The sequence below is a fragment of the Streptomyces sp. NPDC014889 genome (genome assembly GCF_043081205.1).
In the GTDB taxonomy this organism is placed as follows: domain Bacteria; phylum Actinomycetota; class Actinomycetes; order Streptomycetales; family Streptomycetaceae; genus Streptomyces.
On record NZ_JBIBWH010000014.1, the window covers coordinates 117408 to 136896 of the forward strand.

Annotated in this window: 17 protein-coding genes; 10 read left to right on the plus strand and 7 right to left on the minus strand. The window is 72.9% G+C overall.

The features are described 5' to 3' along the window. Window position 1 precedes the first annotated feature (1 nt). Window positions 2–625: a LysE family transporter gene (locus tag ACF09J_RS27040; protein WP_392308042.1), complete on the minus strand. Its 624-nt coding sequence runs from the start codon at window positions 623–625 to the stop codon at window positions 2–4. A 279-nt stretch (window positions 626–904) separates the two neighbouring features. Between ACF09J_RS27040 and ACF09J_RS27045 the strand changes: the two genes are divergently transcribed. The 4 genes from ACF09J_RS27045 (at window position 905) to ACF09J_RS27060 (ending at window position 4037) form a co-directional block, all read left to right on the plus strand. Beyond that, the gene (locus ACF09J_RS27045; RefSeq protein WP_392308043.1) at window positions 905–2119 is read left to right on the plus strand and encodes a cytochrome P450; all 1215 of its coding nucleotides are present in this window, start codon (window positions 905–907) and stop codon (window positions 2117–2119) included. Window positions 2120–2131: 12 nt separating this feature from the next. Beyond that, on the plus strand, window positions 2132–2329 hold the full coding sequence (locus ACF09J_RS27050; protein ID WP_392308044.1) for a ferredoxin: 198 nt from the start codon (window positions 2132–2134) through the stop codon (window positions 2327–2329). An 86-nt stretch (window positions 2330–2415) separates the two neighbouring features. After that, on the plus strand, window positions 2416–3027 hold the full coding sequence (locus ACF09J_RS27055) for a flavoprotein (RefSeq protein ID WP_392308045.1): 612 nt from the start codon (window positions 2416–2418) through the stop codon (window positions 3025–3027). Between the two features lie 41 nt (window positions 3028–3068). Beyond that, complete coding sequence (locus ACF09J_RS27060; RefSeq protein ID WP_392308046.1) at window positions 3069–4037, plus strand: aldo/keto reductase; 969 nt, start codon at window positions 3069–3071, stop codon at window positions 4035–4037. Between the two features lie 46 nt (window positions 4038–4083). Here ACF09J_RS27060 and ACF09J_RS27065 read toward each other — a convergent pair whose 3' ends face one another. Beyond that, window positions 4084–5157 carry an endonuclease/exonuclease/phosphatase family protein gene (locus ACF09J_RS27065; protein WP_392308047.1) on the minus strand — a complete coding sequence of 358 codons (1074 nt, stop codon included), beginning with the start codon at window positions 5155–5157 and terminating at the stop codon, window positions 4084–4086. 281 nt (window positions 5158–5438) lie between these two features. Here ACF09J_RS27065 and ACF09J_RS27070 point away from each other — a divergent pair, with 281 nt between their 5' ends. From ACF09J_RS27070 to ACF09J_RS27090, 5 genes are all read left to right on the plus strand, one after another. Next, the gene (locus ACF09J_RS27070) at window positions 5439–6134 is read left to right on the plus strand and encodes a response regulator transcription factor (RefSeq protein ID WP_392308048.1); all 696 of its coding nucleotides are present in this window, start codon (window positions 5439–5441) and stop codon (window positions 6132–6134) included. Next, window positions 6127–7242 (plus strand): sensor histidine kinase, encoded by a 1116-nt coding sequence (locus tag ACF09J_RS27075; protein WP_392308049.1) that lies wholly within the window; start codon window positions 6127–6129, stop codon window positions 7240–7242. The genes ACF09J_RS27070 and ACF09J_RS27075 overlap by 8 nt, the downstream gene beginning before the upstream one ends. A 226-nt stretch (window positions 7243–7468) precedes the next feature. Beyond that, window positions 7469–8338 carry a DUF3152 domain-containing protein gene (locus ACF09J_RS27080; protein WP_392308050.1) on the plus strand — a complete coding sequence of 290 codons (870 nt, stop codon included), beginning with the start codon at window positions 7469–7471 and terminating at the stop codon, window positions 8336–8338. 209 nt (window positions 8339–8547) lie between these two features. Beyond that, window positions 8548–9786 (plus strand): hypothetical protein, encoded by a 1239-nt coding sequence (locus ACF09J_RS27085; protein WP_392308051.1) that lies wholly within the window; start codon window positions 8548–8550, stop codon window positions 9784–9786. Between the two features lie 412 nt (window positions 9787–10198). Continuing rightward, entirely contained in the window at window positions 10199–12283 is a 2085-nt protein-coding gene (locus tag ACF09J_RS27090) for a ricin-type beta-trefoil lectin domain protein (RefSeq protein ID WP_392308052.1), read from the plus strand. 6 nt (window positions 12284–12289) lie between these two features. Here ACF09J_RS27090 and ACF09J_RS27095 read toward each other — a convergent pair whose 3' ends face one another. The 4 genes from ACF09J_RS27095 to ACF09J_RS27110 all read right to left on the minus strand — a co-directional run bounded on the left by ACF09J_RS27095 (window position 12290) and on the right by ACF09J_RS27110 (window position 16379). After that, window positions 12290–12784, minus strand: coding sequence for a universal stress protein (locus ACF09J_RS27095; RefSeq protein WP_392308053.1), 495 nt, complete (start codon window positions 12782–12784; stop codon window positions 12290–12292). A 19-nt stretch (window positions 12785–12803) separates the two neighbouring features. Further along, the gene (locus tag ACF09J_RS27100) at window positions 12804–14006 is read right to left on the minus strand and encodes an arsenic transporter (RefSeq protein ID WP_392308054.1); all 1203 of its coding nucleotides are present in this window, start codon (window positions 14004–14006) and stop codon (window positions 12804–12806) included. A 141-nt stretch (window positions 14007–14147) separates the two neighbouring features. Beyond that, window positions 14148–14861, minus strand: a complete 714-nt coding sequence (locus tag ACF09J_RS27105) for a DUF4232 domain-containing protein (protein ID WP_392308055.1) — start codon at window positions 14859–14861, stop codon at window positions 14148–14150. Window positions 14862–15011: 150 nt separating this feature from the next. Next, complete coding sequence (locus ACF09J_RS27110) at window positions 15012–16379, minus strand: serine/threonine-protein kinase (protein ID WP_392308056.1); 1368 nt, start codon at window positions 16377–16379, stop codon at window positions 15012–15014. 46 nt (window positions 16380–16425) lie between these two features. On the opposite strand from ACF09J_RS27110, the gene ACF09J_RS27115 reads away from it, so the two are divergent. Continuing rightward, window positions 16426–16977: an RNA polymerase sigma factor gene (locus tag ACF09J_RS27115; protein WP_392308057.1), complete on the plus strand. Its 552-nt coding sequence runs from the start codon at window positions 16426–16428 to the stop codon at window positions 16975–16977. A gap of 13 nt (window positions 16978–16990) precedes the next feature. Here ACF09J_RS27115 and ACF09J_RS27120 read toward each other — a convergent pair whose 3' ends face one another. Continuing rightward, complete coding sequence (locus ACF09J_RS27120; protein ID WP_392308058.1) at window positions 16991–19366, minus strand: SpoIIE family protein phosphatase; 2376 nt, start codon at window positions 19364–19366, stop codon at window positions 16991–16993. Between the last annotated feature and the right edge of the window lie 123 nt (window positions 19367–19489).

The following is a 19489-nucleotide window of genomic DNA, read 5'->3' on the forward strand; positions in this document are numbered from 1 at the left end:
CTCACCCCGGCGCGACCAGCATCCGTACCGCCAGCAGCGTGATCACGCCGCTGGACGTCAGGGCCGTCGCCAGCCGGCCCCGGGGGCCCGTCAGGGTCCGGCCGAGCAGCGTGCCGCCGCCCGCGAGCAGTAGTTGCCAGCTTGTGGAGGCGGCGAAGGCCGCCGCCACGAACGCCGCCCGCGCGGACGGCGGGGCGGCGTGCGTGCCGAGGACCAGTGCCGCGAAGTAGATCAGGGTGGTCGGGTTGAGGAGGGTGAGGCCGAGCAGGGTCAGGTATGCGCGGGCCGGGCTCGGCGGCGGTGGCGCGGGCCGGGATGCCAGGCGGTGCTCCCGGTATCGGCACAGCGCGCCGGTCGCGGTCCGGAGGGCGAGTGCGGCGAGGAGCAGGGCCGAGGCCCAGCGCAGGGGTACGAGCACCGGTCGCAGCGCCTCGGCCAGGGCCGAGCCGCCGAGGGTGGCGAGCAGGGCGTAGAGCCCGTCGGCCGTCGCCACGCCGAGCGCGGCGCACGCACCGGTCCGCAGGGACGTACGGGCGGTCAGGGTGACGAGGTGGGTCGCGACGGCGCCGACGGGCACGGCGATGCCGTAGCCCGCGAGCAGGCCCGCGACGAGCGCGGCGCTCACGAGCGCGGCGGACCGGGCCTCCGGGGACGGCCGGGCTGCTGCTGGGACCGCGCCGGAAGGTCGGCGGCGGACGGCAGCGGCGGGAACACACAGGTCGTGGACATGGCCGGATCCTGTACACCGTACCGTTTCGGCGGCAACCGAATTACGATGCGGAATGGGAGGTTCCGAGCCAGATCCCGCAGGTAGCCGATCTGGCCGAACTTCATGTCGTGCACTGGATGCCCCGGGCATCTAATGAGGATCGGCACGACGCATCCTTCGTCTGCGAGGTCTTCCATGACAGACACGACAGACCTGACCGAGCTGTCAGAACCCGTCTCCTTCCCCCAGGACCGGAGCTGTCCCTACCACCCGCCCACCGGGTACGACCCGCTGCGCACCGAACGGCCGCTCGCCCGCATCCGGCTCTACGACGGCCGCCCCGCCTGGCTCGTCACCGGCCACGCCGTCGCCCGTGACCTGCTGGTCGACCCCCGGCTCTCCACGGACCGCACCCGTTCGGGGTTCCCGGCCACCACCCCCCGCTTCGCCGCGGTCCGCGACCGCAAGCCGGCGCTCCTCGGCGTCGACGACCCCAAGCACCGCACCCAGCGGCGGATGATGATCCCGAGCTTCACCCTCAGGCGCGCCATCGAGCTCAGGCCGCGCATCCAGGAGATCGTCGACGAGCTCCTGGACGCGATGATCGCCCAGGGGCCGCCCGCCGACCTCGTGCGTTCCTTCGCGCTGCCGGTGCCGTCCATGGTGATCTGCGCCCTGCTCGGCGTGCCCTACTCCGACCACGAGTTCTTCGAGGAGCAGTCCAGGCGGCTGCTGCGCGGACCGGCGGCCGAGGACACGCAGGACGCCCGGGACCGGCTGACGGCGTACCTGGAGGACCTCATCGACCACAAGCGGCGCCGGCCCGGCGACGGCCTGCTGGACGAACTCGTCCAGCAGCGGCTGAACGAGGGCGAGCTCGACCGCGAGGAGCTGACCGCCCTGGCGATGATCCTGCTGGTCGCGGGCCACGAGACCACCGCCAACATGATCTCGCTCGGCACCTACACGCTCCTGCTGCACCCCGAACGGCTGACCGAGCTGCGCGCCGACCCGGCGCTCCTGCCGGACGCCATCGAGGAACTGATGCGCATGCTGTCCATCGCGGACGGACTGCTGCGGCTGGCCACCGAGGACATCGAGATCGCCGGGACCACGATCAGGGCCGGGGACGGAGTGGTCTTCTCCACCTCCGTCATCAACCGCGACGAGGAGGTCTACCCGGCCCCCGACACCCTCGACTTCCACCGTTCGACCCGCCACCACGTCGCCTTCGGTTTCGGCATCCACCAGTGCCTCGGCCAGAACCTCGCCCGCACCGAACTGGAGATCGCCCTGCGCACGCTCCTGGAACGGCTGCCCGGGCTACGGCTGGCCGCCCCACCGGAGGAAATCCCCTTCAAACCCGGCGACACCATCCAGGGGATGCTGGAACTCCCCGTCAGCTGGTAAGAGGCTGCCGCCATGCACATCGACATCGACAAGGACCGCTGCATCGGCGCCGGACAGTGCGCCCTGACCGCGCCGGGCGTGTTCACCCAGGACGACGACGGCTACAGTGACCTGCTGCCCGGCCGGGAGGACGGGGCGGGCGACCCGTTGGTCCCTGAGGCCGCCAGGGCCTGCCCCGTAAGTGCCATCACACTGTCCGAGGACGGGTAGTGGGCCCCCGGTGGCCGCCCCGGCGGCCACCGGCCCGCCGCGTCGCCCCGTGGCCCCGGCGGGGCACGATTGACTAGGGTTCCCGGGTGAGCGAACAGGCCCAGAAGCCCTCCGGGGCACCGCCCGCGAAGGACTCCGGGACAGCGCCCGGGAAACCCTTCCTCTACGTCGTCGTCTGCGCCGCCGGCATCGCCGAGGGCGTCAGCAAGCTGATCACCGCCGCGCAGGAACGGGGCTGGGAGGTCGGTGTCATCGCCACCCCGGTCGCCATGGGAGGCTTCTTCGACACCGCCTCCGTCGAGGCGCAGACCCGCCGTCCCATACGGTCGGCCTGGCGCACGCCGGGCGACCCGCGCCCCTTCCCGCCGCCGGACGCCGTGGTCGTGGCGCCCGCCACCTTCAACACGCTCAACAAGTGGGCCGCCGGTACCGCCGACACCCTCGCCCTGGCCACCCTGTGCGAGACGTACGGCCTGTGCGTCCCGGTCGCGGTCCTGCCGTGCGTCTCCGACACCCTCGCCGCCCACCCCGCCTACCGGGACAGCCTCGTGCGCCTGCGCGGGATGGGGGTCCGCTTCGGGGAGCCGTTCTCCGGCGAGCCGGCGCCGGACGGCGGCCGGCCCGAGTTCGGCTGGGAACGGGCACTGGACCTGCTCGACACGTCGAGGCGGACGCCCGCGGGCCACCCCGGCCCGTGACCGGCGACCGCACCACGGAACCAAGGACGGGAGCAGCAACGATGCAGTACGTGAAGCTCGGTTCGACGGGCCTCGAGGTGTCGCGGATCTGTCTGGGCTGCATGACCTACGGCGTGCCCGGCCGCGGCACGCACGAGTGGACCCTCGACGAGGAGGCCTCGCGGCCACTGATCCGGCAGGCCCTGGAGGCGGGGATCACCTTCTTCGACACGGCCAATGTCTACTCCGACGGCACGAGCGAGGAGATCGTCGGCCGCGCGCTGCGCGACTTCGCCCGCCGCGACGACATCGTCCTGGCCACCAAGGTGCACGGCCGGATGCGGCCGGGGCCCAATGGCGGGGGGCTGTCCCGCAAGGCGATCATGACGGAGATCGACCACAGCCTGCGCCGGCTGGGCACCGACTACGTCGACCTGTACCAGATCCACCGCTGGGACCCGCACACGCCGATCGAGGAGACCATGGAGGCGCTCCACGACCTGGTGAAGGCGGGCAAGGTCCGCTACATCGGGGCGAGTTCGATGTACGCGTGGCAGTTCTCCAAGGCCCAGTACACGGCCCTGCTGCACGGCTGGACCCGGTTCGTCTCCATGCAGGACCACTACAACCTGCTCTACCGCGAGGAGGAGCGGGAGATGCTTCCGCTGTGCGCGGACCAGGGCGTCGGCGTACTGCCGTGGAGCCCGCTGGCCCGCGGCCGCCTCACCCGGGACTGGGGCACCACCACCGAGCGCAGCGCCACCGACGCCTTCGGCGGCCGGCTCTACCCGGAGGGCGACCGCGGCATCGTCGAGGGCGTCACCCGCGTCGCCGGGGACCGCGGGGTCCCGCGCGCTCAGGTCGCCCTCGCCTGGCTGCTGCGCCAGGACACGGTCACGGCGCCGATCGTGGGGGCGTCCAGGCCGGAGCACCTGCGGGACGCGGTGGCCGCGGTCGAACTGGAGCTGAGCGACAAGGAGGCCGAGGAACTGGAGGGGCCCTACACGCCACACGCCGTCAGCGGTCACTGAGGACGGCGACCGGGAGCCCCGCCGCCCCGAGGTCCTGACGCGCTGTTCACCAGCTGATGCCGGCCGCCACCGGCAGGTGGTCGCTGCCGGTGGCCGGCAGCACCCACGAGGTGTCCGGCTCGACGCCGCGGACCAGGATCTGGTCGATCCGCGCCACCGGGAACTTCGCCGGCCAGGTGAAGCCGAAGCCGTCCCCGGCCGCGTCCTGGGCCGAGCGCATCCGCGAGGTGATGCCGGCGAACGCGCGGTCGTCCAGGGTGCCGTTCAGGTCGCCGAGCAGCACCACCCGCTCACTCGGATCCGCGGCGAGGGCCTCGCCGAGCGCCTGTGCGCCTCTGTCCCGCGAGGCCGTCCAGAAGCCTCCCCTGGGCATCAGCCGTACGGACCCCAGGTGGGCCACGTAGACCGCCAGCGGGCCCCGGTCCGTGGCCACCGTGGTGCGCAGCGCCCGGTTGTAGGTCATCTTGACGTCGACCGGCTTGGTGTCCCCCAGCGGGCCGTAGTCCATCTTGATGTCGACCGGCCGGGTGTCCGACAGCGGCAGCTTGCTCCACAGCCCGACCGTGCCCTGCACCGTGTGGTACGGGTACGCCTTCTTAAGCCCCTTCTCGTACAGGGGCTTCGCCTGCGCGGTGATCTCCTCGAGGGCCAGCACGTCCGCGCCGGAGGCGGCCAGGGCGCGGGCGGTGCCGGCCGGGTCGGGGTTGCCGGCGCTGACGTTGTGGCCGGCCACGGTGAGGTGGCTGCCCGGGTGGGACTTGTCGCTGAGCAGCCCGCCGAAGAGACTCAGCCACGTCACGGCCGGCAGCAGCAGCGCGGCCACGGCGGAGGCGGAGCGGCGCCACAGCGCCCCGGCCAGCAGCACCGGGATGAACAGGCCGAACCACGGCAGGAAGGTCTCCACCAGGCTGCCGAGCCCCCCGAGGCCGGTGATCCGCGCGTGCAGCGGCATGAGCAGCCCGAGCAGCAGCGCCAGCGCCGTGAGCACCGGGCCGCGCTTCCACGGCCCCGGCCGTGAGGCGGCGCGGATCGCCCGGCGGACGCCCGCGCGCCGGCCGGTGGAGCCGGTGTCCCGGCCGCCGCCGTCCTGCGTGTGCTCCGCCGTGTCCGTCTGTGTCATCGTCCGTCCTTGCCCACCGTCGGTGTCGCCCGCGCGAAAAGTGCTGGTCACTGCTGCGTCCTCGGTGCGGCTGAGGGCGGCGGTGCGGCCGGGCGGGACGGTGGCGCCGCCGAGGGGGACGAGGACTTCGGCGGCTGATGGCGGAGAGCTACGGCGACCGCTGCGATGGGTGCCGACGGTGGGGCGTGACGCATACCGCCAGTGAAGACGGCGCGGTGTTGCCGGCGCGTATGCGGTTTTCGATATGCCGACGATATGCGCCGGCTCGTAGCCTCGGGAGCATGCGCGTGCTGATTGTCGAGGACGAGCCCTATCTGGCGGAAGCCATCCGTGACGGCCTGCGCCTGGAGGCGATCGCCGCGGACATCGCGGGTGACGGCGACACCGCTCTGGAACTGCTGAGCGTCAACGCCTACGACATCGCCGTCCTCGACCGCGACATCCCCGGACCGTCCGGTGACGAGATCGCCACCCGCATCGTCGCCTCCGGCAGCGGCATGCCGATCCTCATGCTCACCGCGGCCGACCGTCTCGACGACAAGGCGTCCGGGTTCGGACTCGGCGCCGACGACTACCTCACCAAGCCGTTCGAACTGCGAGAGCTCGCGCTCAGGCTCAGAGCACTCGACCGCAGGCGCGCCCACAGCAGGCCTCCCGTGCGGGAGATCGCGGGTCTGCGCCTCGACCCGTTCCGCAGAGAGGTCTACCGGGACGGCCGGTACGTCGCCCTGACCAGGAAGCAGTTCGCGGTGCTCGAAGTCCTCGTCGCCGCCGACGGCGGTGTCGTCAGCGCCGAAGAACTCCTGGAACGCGCGTGGGACGAGAACGCCGACCCGTTCACCAACGCCGTACGGATCACCGTCTCGGCGCTGCGCAAGCGTCTCGGAGAACCCTGGATCATCGCCACCGTGCCAGGCATCGGCTACCGCATCGACGCAGAGCCGCAGGCCGGTCACAGGGGAGGCGAGCATGGATAGAGCACCCGGGTTGAGCGTTCGCCTCAAGCTCACTCTCAGCTATACCGGATTCGTCATGCTCGCCGGCGTCCTGCTGCTCGCGGCGGTGTGGGTGTTCCTCCTGCGTTACGTCCCCGAGCGTGCGCTCATCGTCCCCGGCTCCACCGGCAGCCCCACCCCTGGTGTTTTTCCCGTCCGGTCCAATCTCCTGCACGTCTTCGCTCCGAGGGCAGCCGGAGTGCTGGCGTTCCTGTTGGCGTTCGGCCTGGTGGGAGGGTGGATGCTCGCCGGCCGGATGCTCGGCCCGCTGACTCGCATCACGGGCGCGGCCCGTCTGGCCTCGACCGGATCGCTCTCCCACCGGATCCGGCTTCCGGGCCGCAAGGACGAGTTCCGCGAACTCGCCGACGCCTTCGACACGATGCTGGCACGGCTCGAAGCGCACGTCGCCGGACAGCGGAGATTCGCAGCCAACGCCTCGCACGAATTGCGCACCCCGCTGGCGATCTCGAAGGCACTTCTCGACGTGGCCCGCACCGATCCGGACCACGACACCGGGGAAGTCCTCGACCGCCTCCACGAGGTCAACACCCGGGCGATCGACCTCACCGAGGCACTGCTCCTGCTCAGCCGGGCTGAGCAGCGGTCCTTCACCCGGGAACACGTCGACCTGTCCCTCATCGCGGAGGAAGCCGCCGAAACGCTCCTGCCCCTCGCGGAAAAGCGTGGCGTCACCATCGAGACCCGCGGCGACATCACCCCCGCGATCGGATCGCACGCGCTCCTTCTGCAACTGACCACGAACCTCGTGCAGAACGCGATCGTCCACAATCTGCCCGAACAGGGAATCGTGTGGGTGAATACCGGCGCCGCCCCCGACAGCGCGGTGCTCACCGTCGAGAACACCGGCGAGAAGGTCTCCCCGGAGCTGGCCTCGACACTCACCGAACCGTTCCAGCGCGGCACCGAGCGCACACACGCCGACCACGCGGGCGTCGGCCTCGGCCTGGCAATCGTCAAAACCATCACCCACGCGCACGACGGAACACTCACCCTCACCCCGCGCTCCGCCGGCGGACTCCGCGTCACTGTGGAACTGCCCGCTGTTTCCCCGCACTCCGACGGGTAACGCGCATCAGGCAGCCGGTACCCCGCCTGGTGTGCCGGTGTCCCTGATGCAGGGGATTCCGCGTATCGCGCGCGTATCGAAAATCGCATACGCCACCGCAACGGTCCTCCGCATCCAATGGAGGCATGGAACACAACGCCGGGCTGTCGGGGCGTCGCGCGCCGACGGCCTTTGACGAAATCGGACGAGAACGCGCGCTCGGCATACGTCAGGCGGCAGGTTCCCGGTGAGCAGCACAACAGCCCGGCACGGTGAACGCCGTGCCGGCCCGCCTCCCGCCCCCCGCTCCAGGGCGCGTGCCGACCGGGATGGCCGGCGCCGCCGCCGAATCGTCGCCGCCACCGTGCTGCTGGCCGCGGGCGTGGCTTCGGTCTACCTGGGTTCCGTCCACGGGATCACCGGCATACCCGGCCTGCCCGACCGCCGGGGCCCGGTCGCCACACCGACCGCCGCCGGGGAATCCCCCGCGCCACGCCCCACGGGCCCGGCGCCGGCTCCTCCTCCCACGCCCCCGCCCGCGCCCACCCCGACAGCGGTGCCGGAGTCCGGTCCGGGTACCTTCACCGTCGCCACCGCCGGCGTGGAAGGCACCGGCGCGGGCCGGCCGTACCGGGTGGAGGTCGAGGACGGCATCGGTGTCGACCCCGACGAAGCCGCCGAGCAGATCACCGCGATCCTCACTCATGAGCAGGGCTGGTCACACGGCGGCGACATCGTGTTCCGGCAGGTCGCCGACGAGAGCGCCACGCTGGTGATCCGCATCGCCACGCCGAACACCTCCGACGCCATCTGCGCGACCGGCGGCCTCGACACCCATGGCGAGCTCAACTGCCGGGTCGGCCGGACGGTCGCGGTCAACCTCAGGCGCTGGCAGCTCGGTTCGCCCGAATTCGACGGGCCGCCCGAGGAGTACCGGGCACTGATCATCAACCATGAGGTCGGACACTGGCTCGGGTACGGCCACCGCGCCTGCCCCGGGCCCGGCGAGGCGGCCCCCGTGATGATGCAACAGATCAAGGGCCTGCACGGCTGCGTCTCCAACGCCTGGCCCTACGGCCCGGACGGCACGTTCCACGACGGTCCCGAGGTGCCCTGAGCGTCAACCAGCACGTGGAGCCTCCGGTGGAGCCGGTTCTCTTGGAAAAAGGCTGACTGTCGGCCACTCAGGCGCGGATCTCTCGGTTGAATTGTGATCGCGGCTGGGCGTGTTGTCTTCCCGTCGATTGATCAGGAATGAATCATTTCTGCTGGTGTTCCAGTAGTACTTACGGGAACGACACTCGCGATCCGCCCGAAGGAGTCCCGATGCGTCTGAGCATCGCTCGTATCGCCCCCATTCCCATGGGATTCACCCTCGCCGCTTTCGGCGTCGTTACGCCGTCCGCCACCGCACAGGCTGCCACAGCGGGTCCGGACCCACTCGGCGTGTCGCAGTCGGCCACGGCGCCTGCCAAACCAGTGCCCCGCACTCCCTCCGCCAAGGCGAGCAGAAGCCCTCGTGCGACCAGCCGGGCGCTGATCGTGAACGTGACCAGTTGCCGCGAGAGTGACCTGCAAGCCGCTATCGGCGCTGTCGCCACCGTGGGCGGCACGGTCAACCTCAAGCGCGGCTGCACCTACACCCTCACCGACGCCGCACCGCCCAATGGCGACAACGGACTACCGGTCATCAAGAACAAGGTCACGATCAACGGATGCGGCGACACCATCACCCGAGCCGCGACCGCGGCCAATTTCCGTTTCTTCGAAATCGACGGCCCCAACGGAAATCTCACCCTCAACACCCTGACCCTCAGGAACGGTCACGCGTCCTCCAGCCTTGGTAACGGCCGGGGCGGCGCCATCTGGCTCAGCGGCGGCGGTCCCGCACTGACACTGAACAACACCAACCTCACCACCAACACCGCCGACGTCTTCGGCGGGGCCATCGACAACGACAACGGCACGGTGAGCGTCAGGAGGAGCACGCTCCACAACAACAAGGCGATTTCCGGCGGGGCCGTGTTCGTCAGCCCATTCGGAGGTTCCGGGAAGGCGACCTTCGACGGAAGCAGGATCACCGGCAACCACGCGACGAACCTGGCCGGCGGGATCGCCGCCGCCGTCGGCACGACGGTGACACTGACCGGCACCCGGGTCACCGGCAACGACGTCACCGGTACCGGTGCGCACGGCGGCGGCATCGCGCAAGCCGGAACCATGAAGCTGAACAGAAGCGAGGTCACTCGCAACACCACCACCGGTGCCAATGCGCAGGGCGGCGGTATCTACAACACAGCCGGAACGATGCAGCTCACCAAGAGCCCGGTCACCGGCAACACCACCAATGGCACGAACTCCCGCGGTGGCGGCATCTTCAATACGGCCTTCGGCACGGTGGCTCTCACCCGTAGCCCGGTGACCAAGAACCAGGCGCTGGGAACGGGTGCGGACGGTGGCGGCATCTTCAGGGCCAGCGGCACGGTGACGCGGAACGCCAGCCCCGTCACCGGAAACCGGCCCAACAACTGCGGTAACCCCAGCACCGTAGCCGGCTGCTCCTAGTACTCCAGCAGAAATCTGCTGTCTGACCTGCGTGTTTCACCGGGTGGCCGGAGTGTGGCGGGACGCGGAACGACCGGGGGCGGTCTCACGGAGACCGCCCCTCGATCGTGCGACACCGCCGCACGGACACGCGTATGCCCAGCCGTGGGAGATCACATCCGCCGGAATTGACAATACGTCAACATGAGGGCGCCGAGAGCGCTATACGGAAAAGCGCGTGATCCCTTGTCGCTCGCCGCCGCCTGTGCAAAGGTGTGGGCCAGTCGGCGAGCAGATCATGGGTCCTCCCTCTGTGTGGTGGACGTTCGAGATGTCGACACGCCTTCTTCGGCACGGATATTGGTACGGACCAAATCCGCGGTGTGTATGGAGGAATGCAGCCGTGAAAGACCCGGGCATGTTCAATTCCCCCATGTCACCCGGTCCGTTCGGCACCACGGACGAGCAGTTGAGCGCCGAACTCCGGAAGTGGACGGGCGCCTCGCCCGCTCTGCTGCCCGTCGGTGAACTCCTCGACCGGCACTGGGAGTCGGCCTTCGCCTACGCGCGGCTGTGCACCGACGGTCCCCATCCCGCGGGCATGCTCACCACCGCGGCCTTCACCCGCCTGTTCGGCCAGTCCCTGCGGCAGTCCGGGCCGAACGCCGCCTGGCGGCCCCAACTGCTCGTCACCGTACGGCGGATCGCGGGCGAGTGGAGTACCGACCACCGCCGGGAGATGCTGCACCCGGAGCTGAGGGCCGCGGGTGCCGGCGGCGACCGGATCGCCGCGCGGCTGCTGCCGCCGGGTGACCGGCGGCTCCTTTCCCGGGCGTTCCAGCGGCTGCCTGAGGCGGCCCGTGCCCTGCTGTGGCACGCCGAGGTCGAGGCCGAGCCCCTCGCCGCGCCGGCCCGGCTGCTCGGCCTCGACGAGGAGGACGCGCGCGTCGAACTCGACCGCGGCCGTGAGCGGTTGCGCGAGGAGTGCCTCCAGGTCCACCGCGAGGTCGCGCCCCGGCAGGAGTGCCTGCTCTACCTGCGGCTGCTCGACGTGACCTACCGGCGCGGCGGCGTCCACGTCGACCCCGACCTGCGCACACACCTGTCGGGCTGCGCGCACTGCCGACACACCGCCGGCCAACTGGCGCAGTTCAACACGGACCTGGGCGGCGCCCTGGCCGAGGGCGTCCTCGGCTGGGGCGCGAGCACCTACCGCGCCCACCGTCTGACCCGGGCCGAGCCGGAACCGGAACACTCGGCGCCCACCTCCGAGTCCCGGGGGACCGCGCCCACCGGTGGCGAGCCCTTCACACCGACGCGACCGAAGCCGCCCACCGGGGTCGAGCCTGTCACGCCGGACCCGCCCGTGCCGCCGACGGCCGACCAGGCGCACCCGCCACGGCGGCCCGGCTCCACGGGCCGCGGCGGTGCCCGCCATGCGGCCCCGCCCGCTCCGGAGGCCGGGTCGGCCGCGCCTGCCGGGGGCGAACTGTTCGGGCCGGATCCGTCCGTCACGTCGGCCGATCAGGCCCACTCGCCGACGCCCGGCGCCGCGGGCCCGGGCAGCGCTCCCCGCACGACCCCGCCCGCACCCGGCGCGCCCCCCGCCCCCGGAACGGCCGGAGGCCCCGCGGCCGGACGTGGACGGGCGGCGCGCAAGGTGGCGCGGCGGGCTCAGCGGCAGCGCAACGTGGCCCTCGCCGTGGCCACGGTGAGCGGGCTGGTCGTGGTGCCGCTCGCCCTGTGGGCGGTGCTCGGGTCCGGGGACGGAGCCCCCACGCGCGCCGAAGGGCAGCCCACCGAGCCGTCCGGCACCGGCGCCTCGGCCTCCGGTCCGTCCTGGACCGGCGCCGGGACGGCCGCCGGAGGCACCCTGCGCGGACGGCTGCACAACGCCGCCTCCGGACTGTGCGTCGGCACCGTCGGCGAGAAGACCGCCGAGGGCACGGAGACCGAACTGGCGGCCTGCTCCTCGGCGCCCGGCCAGCAATGGGTGTACGAGACCGACGGACTGCTGCGCAGCGGCGCCGCGCCCGCCCTGTGCCTGGACTCCCACCTCGGCTACTCGGTACGGCTCGCCCCGTGCGTGGGCGTCTTCCGGCCCGGCGGGAAGGACATCCGCTACGACTTCACCCTTCAGGGCACCCTCGTGCCCCGCTTCGACCAGGACCTGGCCCTGACGCCCGCCGCCACCGACGGCGGCGGCGCCCTCGTGCTCAAGACCCGCGCGAAGACCGACACCCAGCGCTGGGTGATGGACTCCTCCATGCCGGAGCTTCAGATGGAGGTGGTCAACTGGGACCTGGACGGCGGCTCATCGGCCAGGCCCACGGCCACGGACCCCGGGCCGCCGGACTCGGCGCAGCCGCCCGCGCCGGCCGGCGGCACGCCCCGGACGACCCCGCCGCCCACGGCGGACAGCGCCGAGCCGTCCGCCCCGGCCGGCTGCTCCTCCCACGGCCACCCCTGCTGGTGGAAGGACCGGGACGGGCACCACCGCCACGGTGGCGGCCGCTGAACGACGTCAGCGGTGGTGCGGCGGCGGGGGAGGGGGCATCGTCGTGAGGTCCGGCGCCGCCTCCGGCCACACCAGCAGCACCGCGCAGGGCGCGTGGTCGACGGCGAACCGCGCGGCCGGACCCAGACTGTGCGGGCCGAGCCGCGCGCGGTCGCCGTCGCGGGCCAGCACCAGCAGGTCCGCGTCCTCCGCGGCGGCCACCACCTCGCGCTCCACCCGCCCGCGCCGCTCCATCAGGGTGCACGGCCGCCCGAGCCGGGCCGCGGCCGCCTCCAGGAGTTCGGCCGCCGACGTACCGCCGAGGTCCGTCAGCAGGTCGCCGGGGTCGCGCTCGACACGGCCGCGGCCGAGCAGCCCGGCGAAGGCCCCGTGCGCCACGGCGGGCACGTCCGGCCCGCTGACATGCAGCAGGACGACCTCGGACGCGTGCGGAGCATGGGTGCGTACCGCGTCCACGCAGGCGGGCCAGGTGCCCTCCACCAGCCAGGTGATCACACGCATCCGTCGGCCTCCTCCGTCCTCAGAGAATCTGGAGCGCTCCCCACAGTGCCACCACCGCGGGCACCAGCGCGGCCGGCACGGCCAGCAGACCCAGCCGGGTGAACTCCCTCAGGTCCACACCGTGTTCGTGCTGGTGCACGATCCGCCGCCACAGCAGGGTCGCCAGCGAACCGGCGTAGGTGAGGTTCGGGCCGATGTTGACGCCGAGCAGCACCGCGAGGACGGCCCCCGGCCCGGCCGGTGCGGTCAGCGGCAGCAGGACCAGCACCGCGGGCAGGTTGTTGATCAGGTTGGCGAGCACGGCCGCCAGCGCGGCGACGGCGAGCAGGGCGGGCAGCCCCGTACCGCCGGGCAGGATGTGCCCGAGGGCATCCGCGAGGCCGTTGTCGACCACCGCGCGGACCACGATGCCCAGGGCCAGGACGAAGGCGAGGAAGGCCGGCGCCGCGGCCCGCACCACGCTCAGCACGGTCGCCCTGCGCCGCAGCAGCGCGCGCCCGGCCAGGACCAGCGCCCCCGCCAGCGCGGCCCACACGGGTGCCACGCCGAACGTGGAGGCCACGACGAATCCCGCGAGCGTGCAGGCCACGGTGACCAGGGCGAACAGCGGCAGTCCGGGCATCTCGCCGGTGGGCGGCAAGGGCACAGCCGCGGCCAGGTCGCGGGCGAAGAAACGCCGGAACACCACGTACTCGGCGCCGATCGCGACCAGCCACGGCAGCGCCATCAGCCCCGCGAACCGGGTGAAGCTCAGCCCGCTCGCCGCGAACGCCAGCAGGTTGGTGAGGTTGGAGACCGGCAGCAGCAGCGATGCCGTGTTGGACAGGTGGGTACAGGCGTAGACGTGCGGTTTGGGCCGTACGCCGGTACGGGCGGCGGTGGCGAACACGACCGGTGTCAGCAGGACGACCGTGGCGTCCAGGCTGAGCACGGCGGTGATGGCGGACGCCAGCGCGAACACGGCGGTCAGCAGCCGCACCGGGCGGCCGCGCGCCCTGCGGGCCATCCACGCACCGCAGGCCTGGAACAGCCCCTCCACGTCGCAGAAGTGGGCGAGTACCAGCACCGCGGCGAGGAACCCCACCACCGGTCCCAGCCGCTGCGCCTCGGCCCGCGCGTGGTCGAAGCCGATCGCGCCGGTGGCGACGGCGATGCCGGCGGCGGGCACGGCCATGACCGCCTCGGGCCAGCCGAACGGACGGACGACGGCCCAGGCGAGCACGGCGACGAGCAGGACGACCGAGAGGGCCTCGGCCAGCGGGGTGTTCAGAGCGGTGTTCCTCAGGACGTGACCGATGGTGCACGCCCATCAAAGCAAAGGGCCGTGCCGTACCTTCGCGGGTGAGCGCCGCGGAGGGTCGGGTCAGGGTTCGGTGCCGGGGCTGAAGACCGTCAGGAACACCGAGGACGCGTTGCCGCCCACGGGCACCTGCCCGGCCGTCCACTTCACCGTGAGGTGGTCGCGCTCGTCCGGCGGTGTGACGATCAGCGAGGCGGGCGTCGCCGTCCTCGCACCGCTCACTTGGGGGTTGGAGAAGGTCAGACCCGCCCAGGCGCTCCGCCCGGGCTTCAGCGTCACCGTGGTGGGCGTGCCCGAGGACCGCTTCGGGTCCGGGCCGAGTTGCCTGCCGGAGGCGTCCACGAAGGCGGCGCCGGGATAGCCGTGCACGGTGCAGGTGCGGCCGGAGGTGTTCGTCAGGACGACCGGGAAGTTCTCCTGCCCGGCGCCCGGGTTCTCGCGCCCCACCGACGCCTTGAGTTCGGAGGTGTGGCAGCGGGTGCTCGCGGCGGGGGCGGGGGTGCCGCCCGTGTGCCGGGCGGTGCCCGGGGCGGAGCGGCCGGCCGTGGCGCTCGGGGGCGCGGCGCCGATGCTGGGAGCGGAGCTGGGACCGGGTTCCGTTCCGGGTGCCGTCCCGGCCGTGGTGTCGCCGGTCGCGGGCGCGGCGGTGCCGGACACCTTCTGCGGAGCGCCGCTCGTGGCGCTGCCGTGACCGCAGGCGGTCAGCGGCAGGCCCACTACGGCGACCGCGCCGACGAGCAGGGCCGCCCGGCGGGCGGACGGGGACTTGTGCGCCATGTTCCACACTCCTGGGTCGCTCGCACGCGGTGACCGCGTGCCTCCGGCGCCGGGTGCGCCGTCGTACATGTCCGATGCACGGACCGGGCGAAAAGTTCGCGACCGTTCGCACCTTTTTCCCGGGACTTCTTCCCGCCCCCTCCCGCGGGTTCACGTGACACGCAGGGAGCCCAGTACGCCGTCGGTCGCGTCGCCGCCGCCCCCGTACTGGCGGACCTGCACGTACACCTGCGGCTGCCCGCCGCCCGCCGGTGCCAGCGAGGTCTCCGTGAGCCGCCCGCCGCCGGGGCAGTCGCTCCAGGTCCGGATCCGGCCGTGCAGGCGTCGGCCGGTGTAGGAGCGGGCGCCGTCGTAGTGACAGCCCGGGTGGGCGAGCGCGTCGACGCGGGCGGTGACGTCGCCGTGCTCGCTCAGGCCCACGAACACCCCGCGCACGCCGGCCCCGAGGTCCTGCCACCGGGTCAGGTCGTCGGCGACGGCGAGCCCCGGCTCGTGCCCGGCGGGCAGCCCCAGCGCCGCCGGATCCCAGCCGGAGTCGCGCAGTTGGCGTCCCCAGCCGTCGGGCACCCGCACCGCGATCCGGCCGGTGGCGTCCTCGACGTCGACCCCGGACGCCGCGGACGGCAGGTTCACCAGGGCGAAGACGGCCCCGGCGACGGCGACGGCGGTCACGGCGGCGGCCAGCACGGCGGCCCTGGACCGGCCGCGCGGACGGACGGCGGCCGCCGGGGCCGAGGCCAGCCGGTCCAGCTCGTCCGCGAACGCCTCGGCGGTGGGCCAGCGTCGCTCGCGGTCCGGTTCCAGGGCCCGCGTCAGGGCCCGGGCCACACCGGCGTCCAGGCCCGGACGCAGCCGCTCGGGACGTACCACCTCGCCCGGCTCGGCGGGCACCGTGCCGGTGACGAGCCGGTAGCCGACCGCGCCCAGACCGTAGACGTCCGCCCGCGCGTCGATGCCCGCGCCGGGCCCGGCCTGCTCCGGCGGCCGGTACCCGGCCGAACCCGCCGCCAGGGTCAGCCCCGAGGCCTGCGCCAGGCTCTTGGCGAGCCCGAGGTCGGCGAGCAGCACCCGGCGGCTGCCGTCCGGCGCGGTGCGCAGCAGCACGTTGCTCGGCTTGACGTCCCGGTGCACGATGCCCGCCTCGTGCAGGGCGTGGGCGGAGCGGGCGGCCAGCGCGGTCAGCCGCAGGGCCTCGGGCAGGGGCAGCGGACCGGCGGCGAGCAGATCGTCGAGGGTGCCGGCGTCGGCGTACTCCATGACGAAGTACGGTCTCCCGTCAGGGAGTTCACCGATGTCGTAGACCTGGGCCACCCGCGACGAGCCGGCCCTGCGCAGCAGCCGTGCCTCGGCCAGGAACCGCTCGCGCACGTCGAGGCGGTGGGACCAGTTCTCGGCGAGGACCTTGACGGCCACGGGGGCCTCGAGCTCGTCGTCGTGGGCGAGCCACACCGTGCCGAAGGCCCCCGTGCCCAGGCGCCGTTCGAGCCGGTAGCGGCCGATCCGCTCGAGGGAGTGCATGCGACTATCATGCCTGCCCCGGGACCGACGCAAAGGGGGCCTTGTCGTGCAGAACGCCGCGCCGGCCGAAGACCTCGCCCGCCGTGCCGCCGCCGGTGACGGCGCCGCGCTCGAGGCCCTGCTCCAGCAGGTCCGGCCCGAGGTGGTACGGCGCTGCGGGAGTTTCCTGCCCTGCCGCGAGGACGCCGAGGAGGCCGCGCAGGACGTGCTGCTCCAGATCGCGCGCAGGATCACCTCCTTCGAGGGGCGGAGCCGCTTCAGCACCTGGCTGTACACGGTCGTCGCCAACTGCTGCCGCCAGAAGTACCGGGAGCTCAAGCGCCGCGCCGCCGAGCAGCCCGCGCGGATCGAGCCCGCGACGTACGCCGACCCGCGCACCACGAGCGTCATCGCGGGCTCCCGGGTGGACCTGCTGGAGGCGCTGGACCGGCTGGAGCGGGAGCATCCCCACCTGGTGGCGCCGCTGGTCTACCGGGACGTCTGCCGGCTGGAGTACGCCGAGGCCGCCGAGCGGACCGGCATCCCGCTGGGCACGTTCAAGTCGCGGCTGCACGAGGCGCGCCGTCGTGTACGGCCCTGGCTGGCCGACGGGTCCTGAGGAACGGCCGGGCTCACTCGTCGTCGAGCAGACTCAGCTCCGCCCAGATCGTCTTGCCCTCGGCGGTGTGCCTGCTGCCCCACCGCCGGGTGAGCTGGGCGACAAGCAGCAGGCCGCGGCCGCCCTCGTCCCAGGTCTTGGCCCGGCGCAGATGCGGGGCGGTGTGCGTGGTGTCCGACACCTCACAGGTCAGGTGGGCGTCGTCGTGGATGAGACGGAGCCGGATGGGCGGGGTGCCGTACCGGATCGCGTTGGTGACCAGCTCGCTGACGACCAGTTCGGTGGTGAAGGCCGCCTCGCTCAGCCCCCAGTCGTCGAGCCGGTCGACGACCTGCTTGCGGACCGGGGCGACCAGCGACGGGTCGGCGGGGATGTCCCAGGTCGCCACCTGGGAGGGCGGCAGGGCGCGGGTGCGGGCCAGCAGCAGCGCCGCGTCGTCGGAGGCGCCGCCCGCCGGCAGCAGGGTGCGCAGGACGCGGTCGCAGGTCTCCTCCAGGGGGCCGCCGCGGGCCGCCAGCGCCTCGCACAACAGCCGGTGGCCGGCGTCGGTGTCCCGTTCCCGGCTCTCGACCAGCCCGTCGGTGTAGAAGCACAGCACACTGCCCTCGGCCAGCTGGAACTCGACGCTCTCGAACGGCAGTCCGCCCAGGCCCAGGGGCGGTCCGGAGGGCAGCTCCACCCGGCGGGGCGCGCCGTCCGGCGGGACCAGCACCGGCGGCGGGTGCCCGGCGCGGGCGAGCGTGCAGTGCCGGGAGACCGGGTCGTACACCGCGTACAGGCAGGTCGCGCCGACCTCGCCGGGCCGTCCCTCGGCCCCGGCCTCGGCGGACATCCGGGCCACCACGTCGTCCAGGTGGGTGAGCAGCTCGTCCGGGGCGAGGTCGATGTCGGCGAGGGTGCGTACGGCGGTGCGCAGCCGGCCCATGCTGGCCGAGGCCTGCACACCGTGCCCGAGGACGTCCCCGACGACCATGGCGACCCGCGTCCCCGACAGCGGGATGACGTCGAACCAGTCGCCGCCCACTCCGGCCCGGGCCGCCGGGAGGTAGCGGGAGGCCGCCTCCACCGCGGCGGTCCGCGCGAGGCTGCGGGGCAGCAGACTGCGCTGGAGGGCGAGGGCGGTCTCCCGTTCGCGGGAGTAGCGGCGGGCGTTGTCGATGCAGACGGCGGCGCGGGCCGTGACCTCCTCGGCGAGCAGGACGTCGTCGGGCATGAAGGGGGCGGGCTGCCGGAACCGGCTGAACACGGCGACCCCGAGGGTCACGCCCCTGGCCCGGATCGGCACGGACATCGTGGCGTGCACGCCGAGTTCCCTGGAGTGCAGGCGACGCGCCGGGTCCCAGGACAGCCACTTGTCGAGGTCGCCGGAGTCCCTGGAGATCACCACGGAGTGGCCGGTGACGAGAGAGGCGCCCTGCGGGGAGGTGGCCGGGTACAGCTCGGTCCGGCCGGCGACGGAGAGCGCCTCGGGAGTGCCCGCGTTGATGGAGCCGTGGGCGGCCCGGCGCAGCACGACCGGCGTCGTCACCGGCCCGGTGAGGGCTTCCCCGCCGTGCTCGGGCGGGTCGAGCAGGTCGACGCTGACGAAGTCGGCGAGGGCGGGGACGCAGACGTCGGCGAGTTCCTGCGCCGTCCGGGCGACGTCGAGGGTGGTGCCGATGCGCACGCTCGCCTCGTTGACCAGTTGCAGCCGTTCGCGCGCCCGGTACTGCTCGGTGAAGTCGTGCGCGGCGACGCACACCCCGCGCACCCGCCCGTGCCGGTCGGTGATCGGGGACATGCGGGCGAGCCAGGCGCTCACCTGGCCGTCGCCGCCTATCGGCACGTACGTCCGCACGTCGTTCCCCCGGCCGGTGGCGAGGACCTGGTGCATGTGCCACTCGAAGTCCTCGCTCTGCCGGCGGCCGCCGATCTCGGAGTGGCGCAGGCCTCGCAGCCGATCGGCCGGCACGCCGAGCACGTCCGCCATGGCCCCGTTCATCTCGTGCAGCCGCAGCCGCTCGTCGTAGATCGCCACGGCGCAGGGGGACTGGATGAGGTCGACCCGGGCCAGCGGGTCGTCGGGGTCCGGGGGGCCGCCGCCCTCCAGCGGGGTGACCAGGAGCCAGTTGCCGCCGTCCTCGGGGCGCCGGTGGTGGGCCAGCACCCAGACCGGCAGCGTGCGCCCGTCGCGGTGCCGCACGGTGAGCGTGCCGTTCCAGTGGGGCTCGTCGGGGAGGGCGTCGACCGGGCCGTCGGCCAGCAGGTTCGCGGCCCGCTCGCCCAGCACCTCCTCGGGCGCCCAGCCGAGCAGCCGGCGCGCGCCCTCGTTCCACTCGACGAGGACGCCGTGCTCGTCGACGACAGCGCGGGCCGTGGCCGCGTCGTCGAACGGATACACGGGGCTCATCGTCGCCACTCCATCGCGCACACTCACAGTGAACAGGTGCGTCACTTCCGTTCCAGCCTAGTGCGTACCGGCGTCGTACGGACGGCGACCCCCTTCCGGAGGTAAGACGGCGACCCCCTTCCG

What these genes read in the sequence shown, in the direction of transcription:
- ACF09J_RS27045 (WP_392308043.1), top strand. Translation starts at nt 905, where the DNA reads ATGACAGACACGACAGACCTGACCGAGCTGTCAGAACCCGTCTCCTTC.
- ACF09J_RS27095 (WP_392308053.1), bottom strand. Translation starts at nt 12,784, where the DNA reads ATGCGTGTGATCACCTGGCTGGTGGAGGGCACCTGGCCCGCCTGCGTG.
- ACF09J_RS27090 (WP_392308052.1), top strand. Translation starts at nt 10,199, where the DNA reads ATGTCACCCGGTCCGTTCGGCACCACGGACGAGCAGTTGAGCGCCGAA.
- ACF09J_RS27120 (WP_392308058.1), bottom strand. Translation starts at nt 19,366, where the DNA reads ATGAGCCCCGTGTATCCGTTCGACGACGCGGCCACGGCCCGCGCTGTC.
- ACF09J_RS27085 (WP_392308051.1), top strand. Translation starts at nt 8,548, where the DNA reads ATGCGTCTGAGCATCGCTCGTATCGCCCCCATTCCCATGGGATTCACC.
- ACF09J_RS27050 (WP_392308044.1), top strand. Translation starts at nt 2,132, where the DNA reads ATGCACATCGACATCGACAAGGACCGCTGCATCGGCGCCGGACAGTGC.
- ACF09J_RS27075 (WP_392308049.1), top strand. Translation starts at nt 6,127, where the DNA reads ATGGATAGAGCACCCGGGTTGAGCGTTCGCCTCAAGCTCACTCTCAGC.
- ACF09J_RS27110 (WP_392308056.1), bottom strand. Translation starts at nt 16,379, where the DNA reads ATGCACTCCCTCGAGCGGATCGGCCGCTACCGGCTCGAACGGCGCCTG.
- ACF09J_RS27060 (WP_392308046.1), top strand. Translation starts at nt 3,069, where the DNA reads ATGCAGTACGTGAAGCTCGGTTCGACGGGCCTCGAGGTGTCGCGGATC.
- ACF09J_RS27070 (WP_392308048.1), top strand. Translation starts at nt 5,439, where the DNA reads ATGCGCGTGCTGATTGTCGAGGACGAGCCCTATCTGGCGGAAGCCATC.
- ACF09J_RS27065 (WP_392308047.1), bottom strand. Translation starts at nt 5,157, where the DNA reads ATGACACAGACGGACACGGCGGAGCACACGCAGGACGGCGGCGGCCGG.
- ACF09J_RS27105 (WP_392308055.1), bottom strand. Translation starts at nt 14,861, where the DNA reads ATGGCGCACAAGTCCCCGTCCGCCCGCCGGGCGGCCCTGCTCGTCGGC.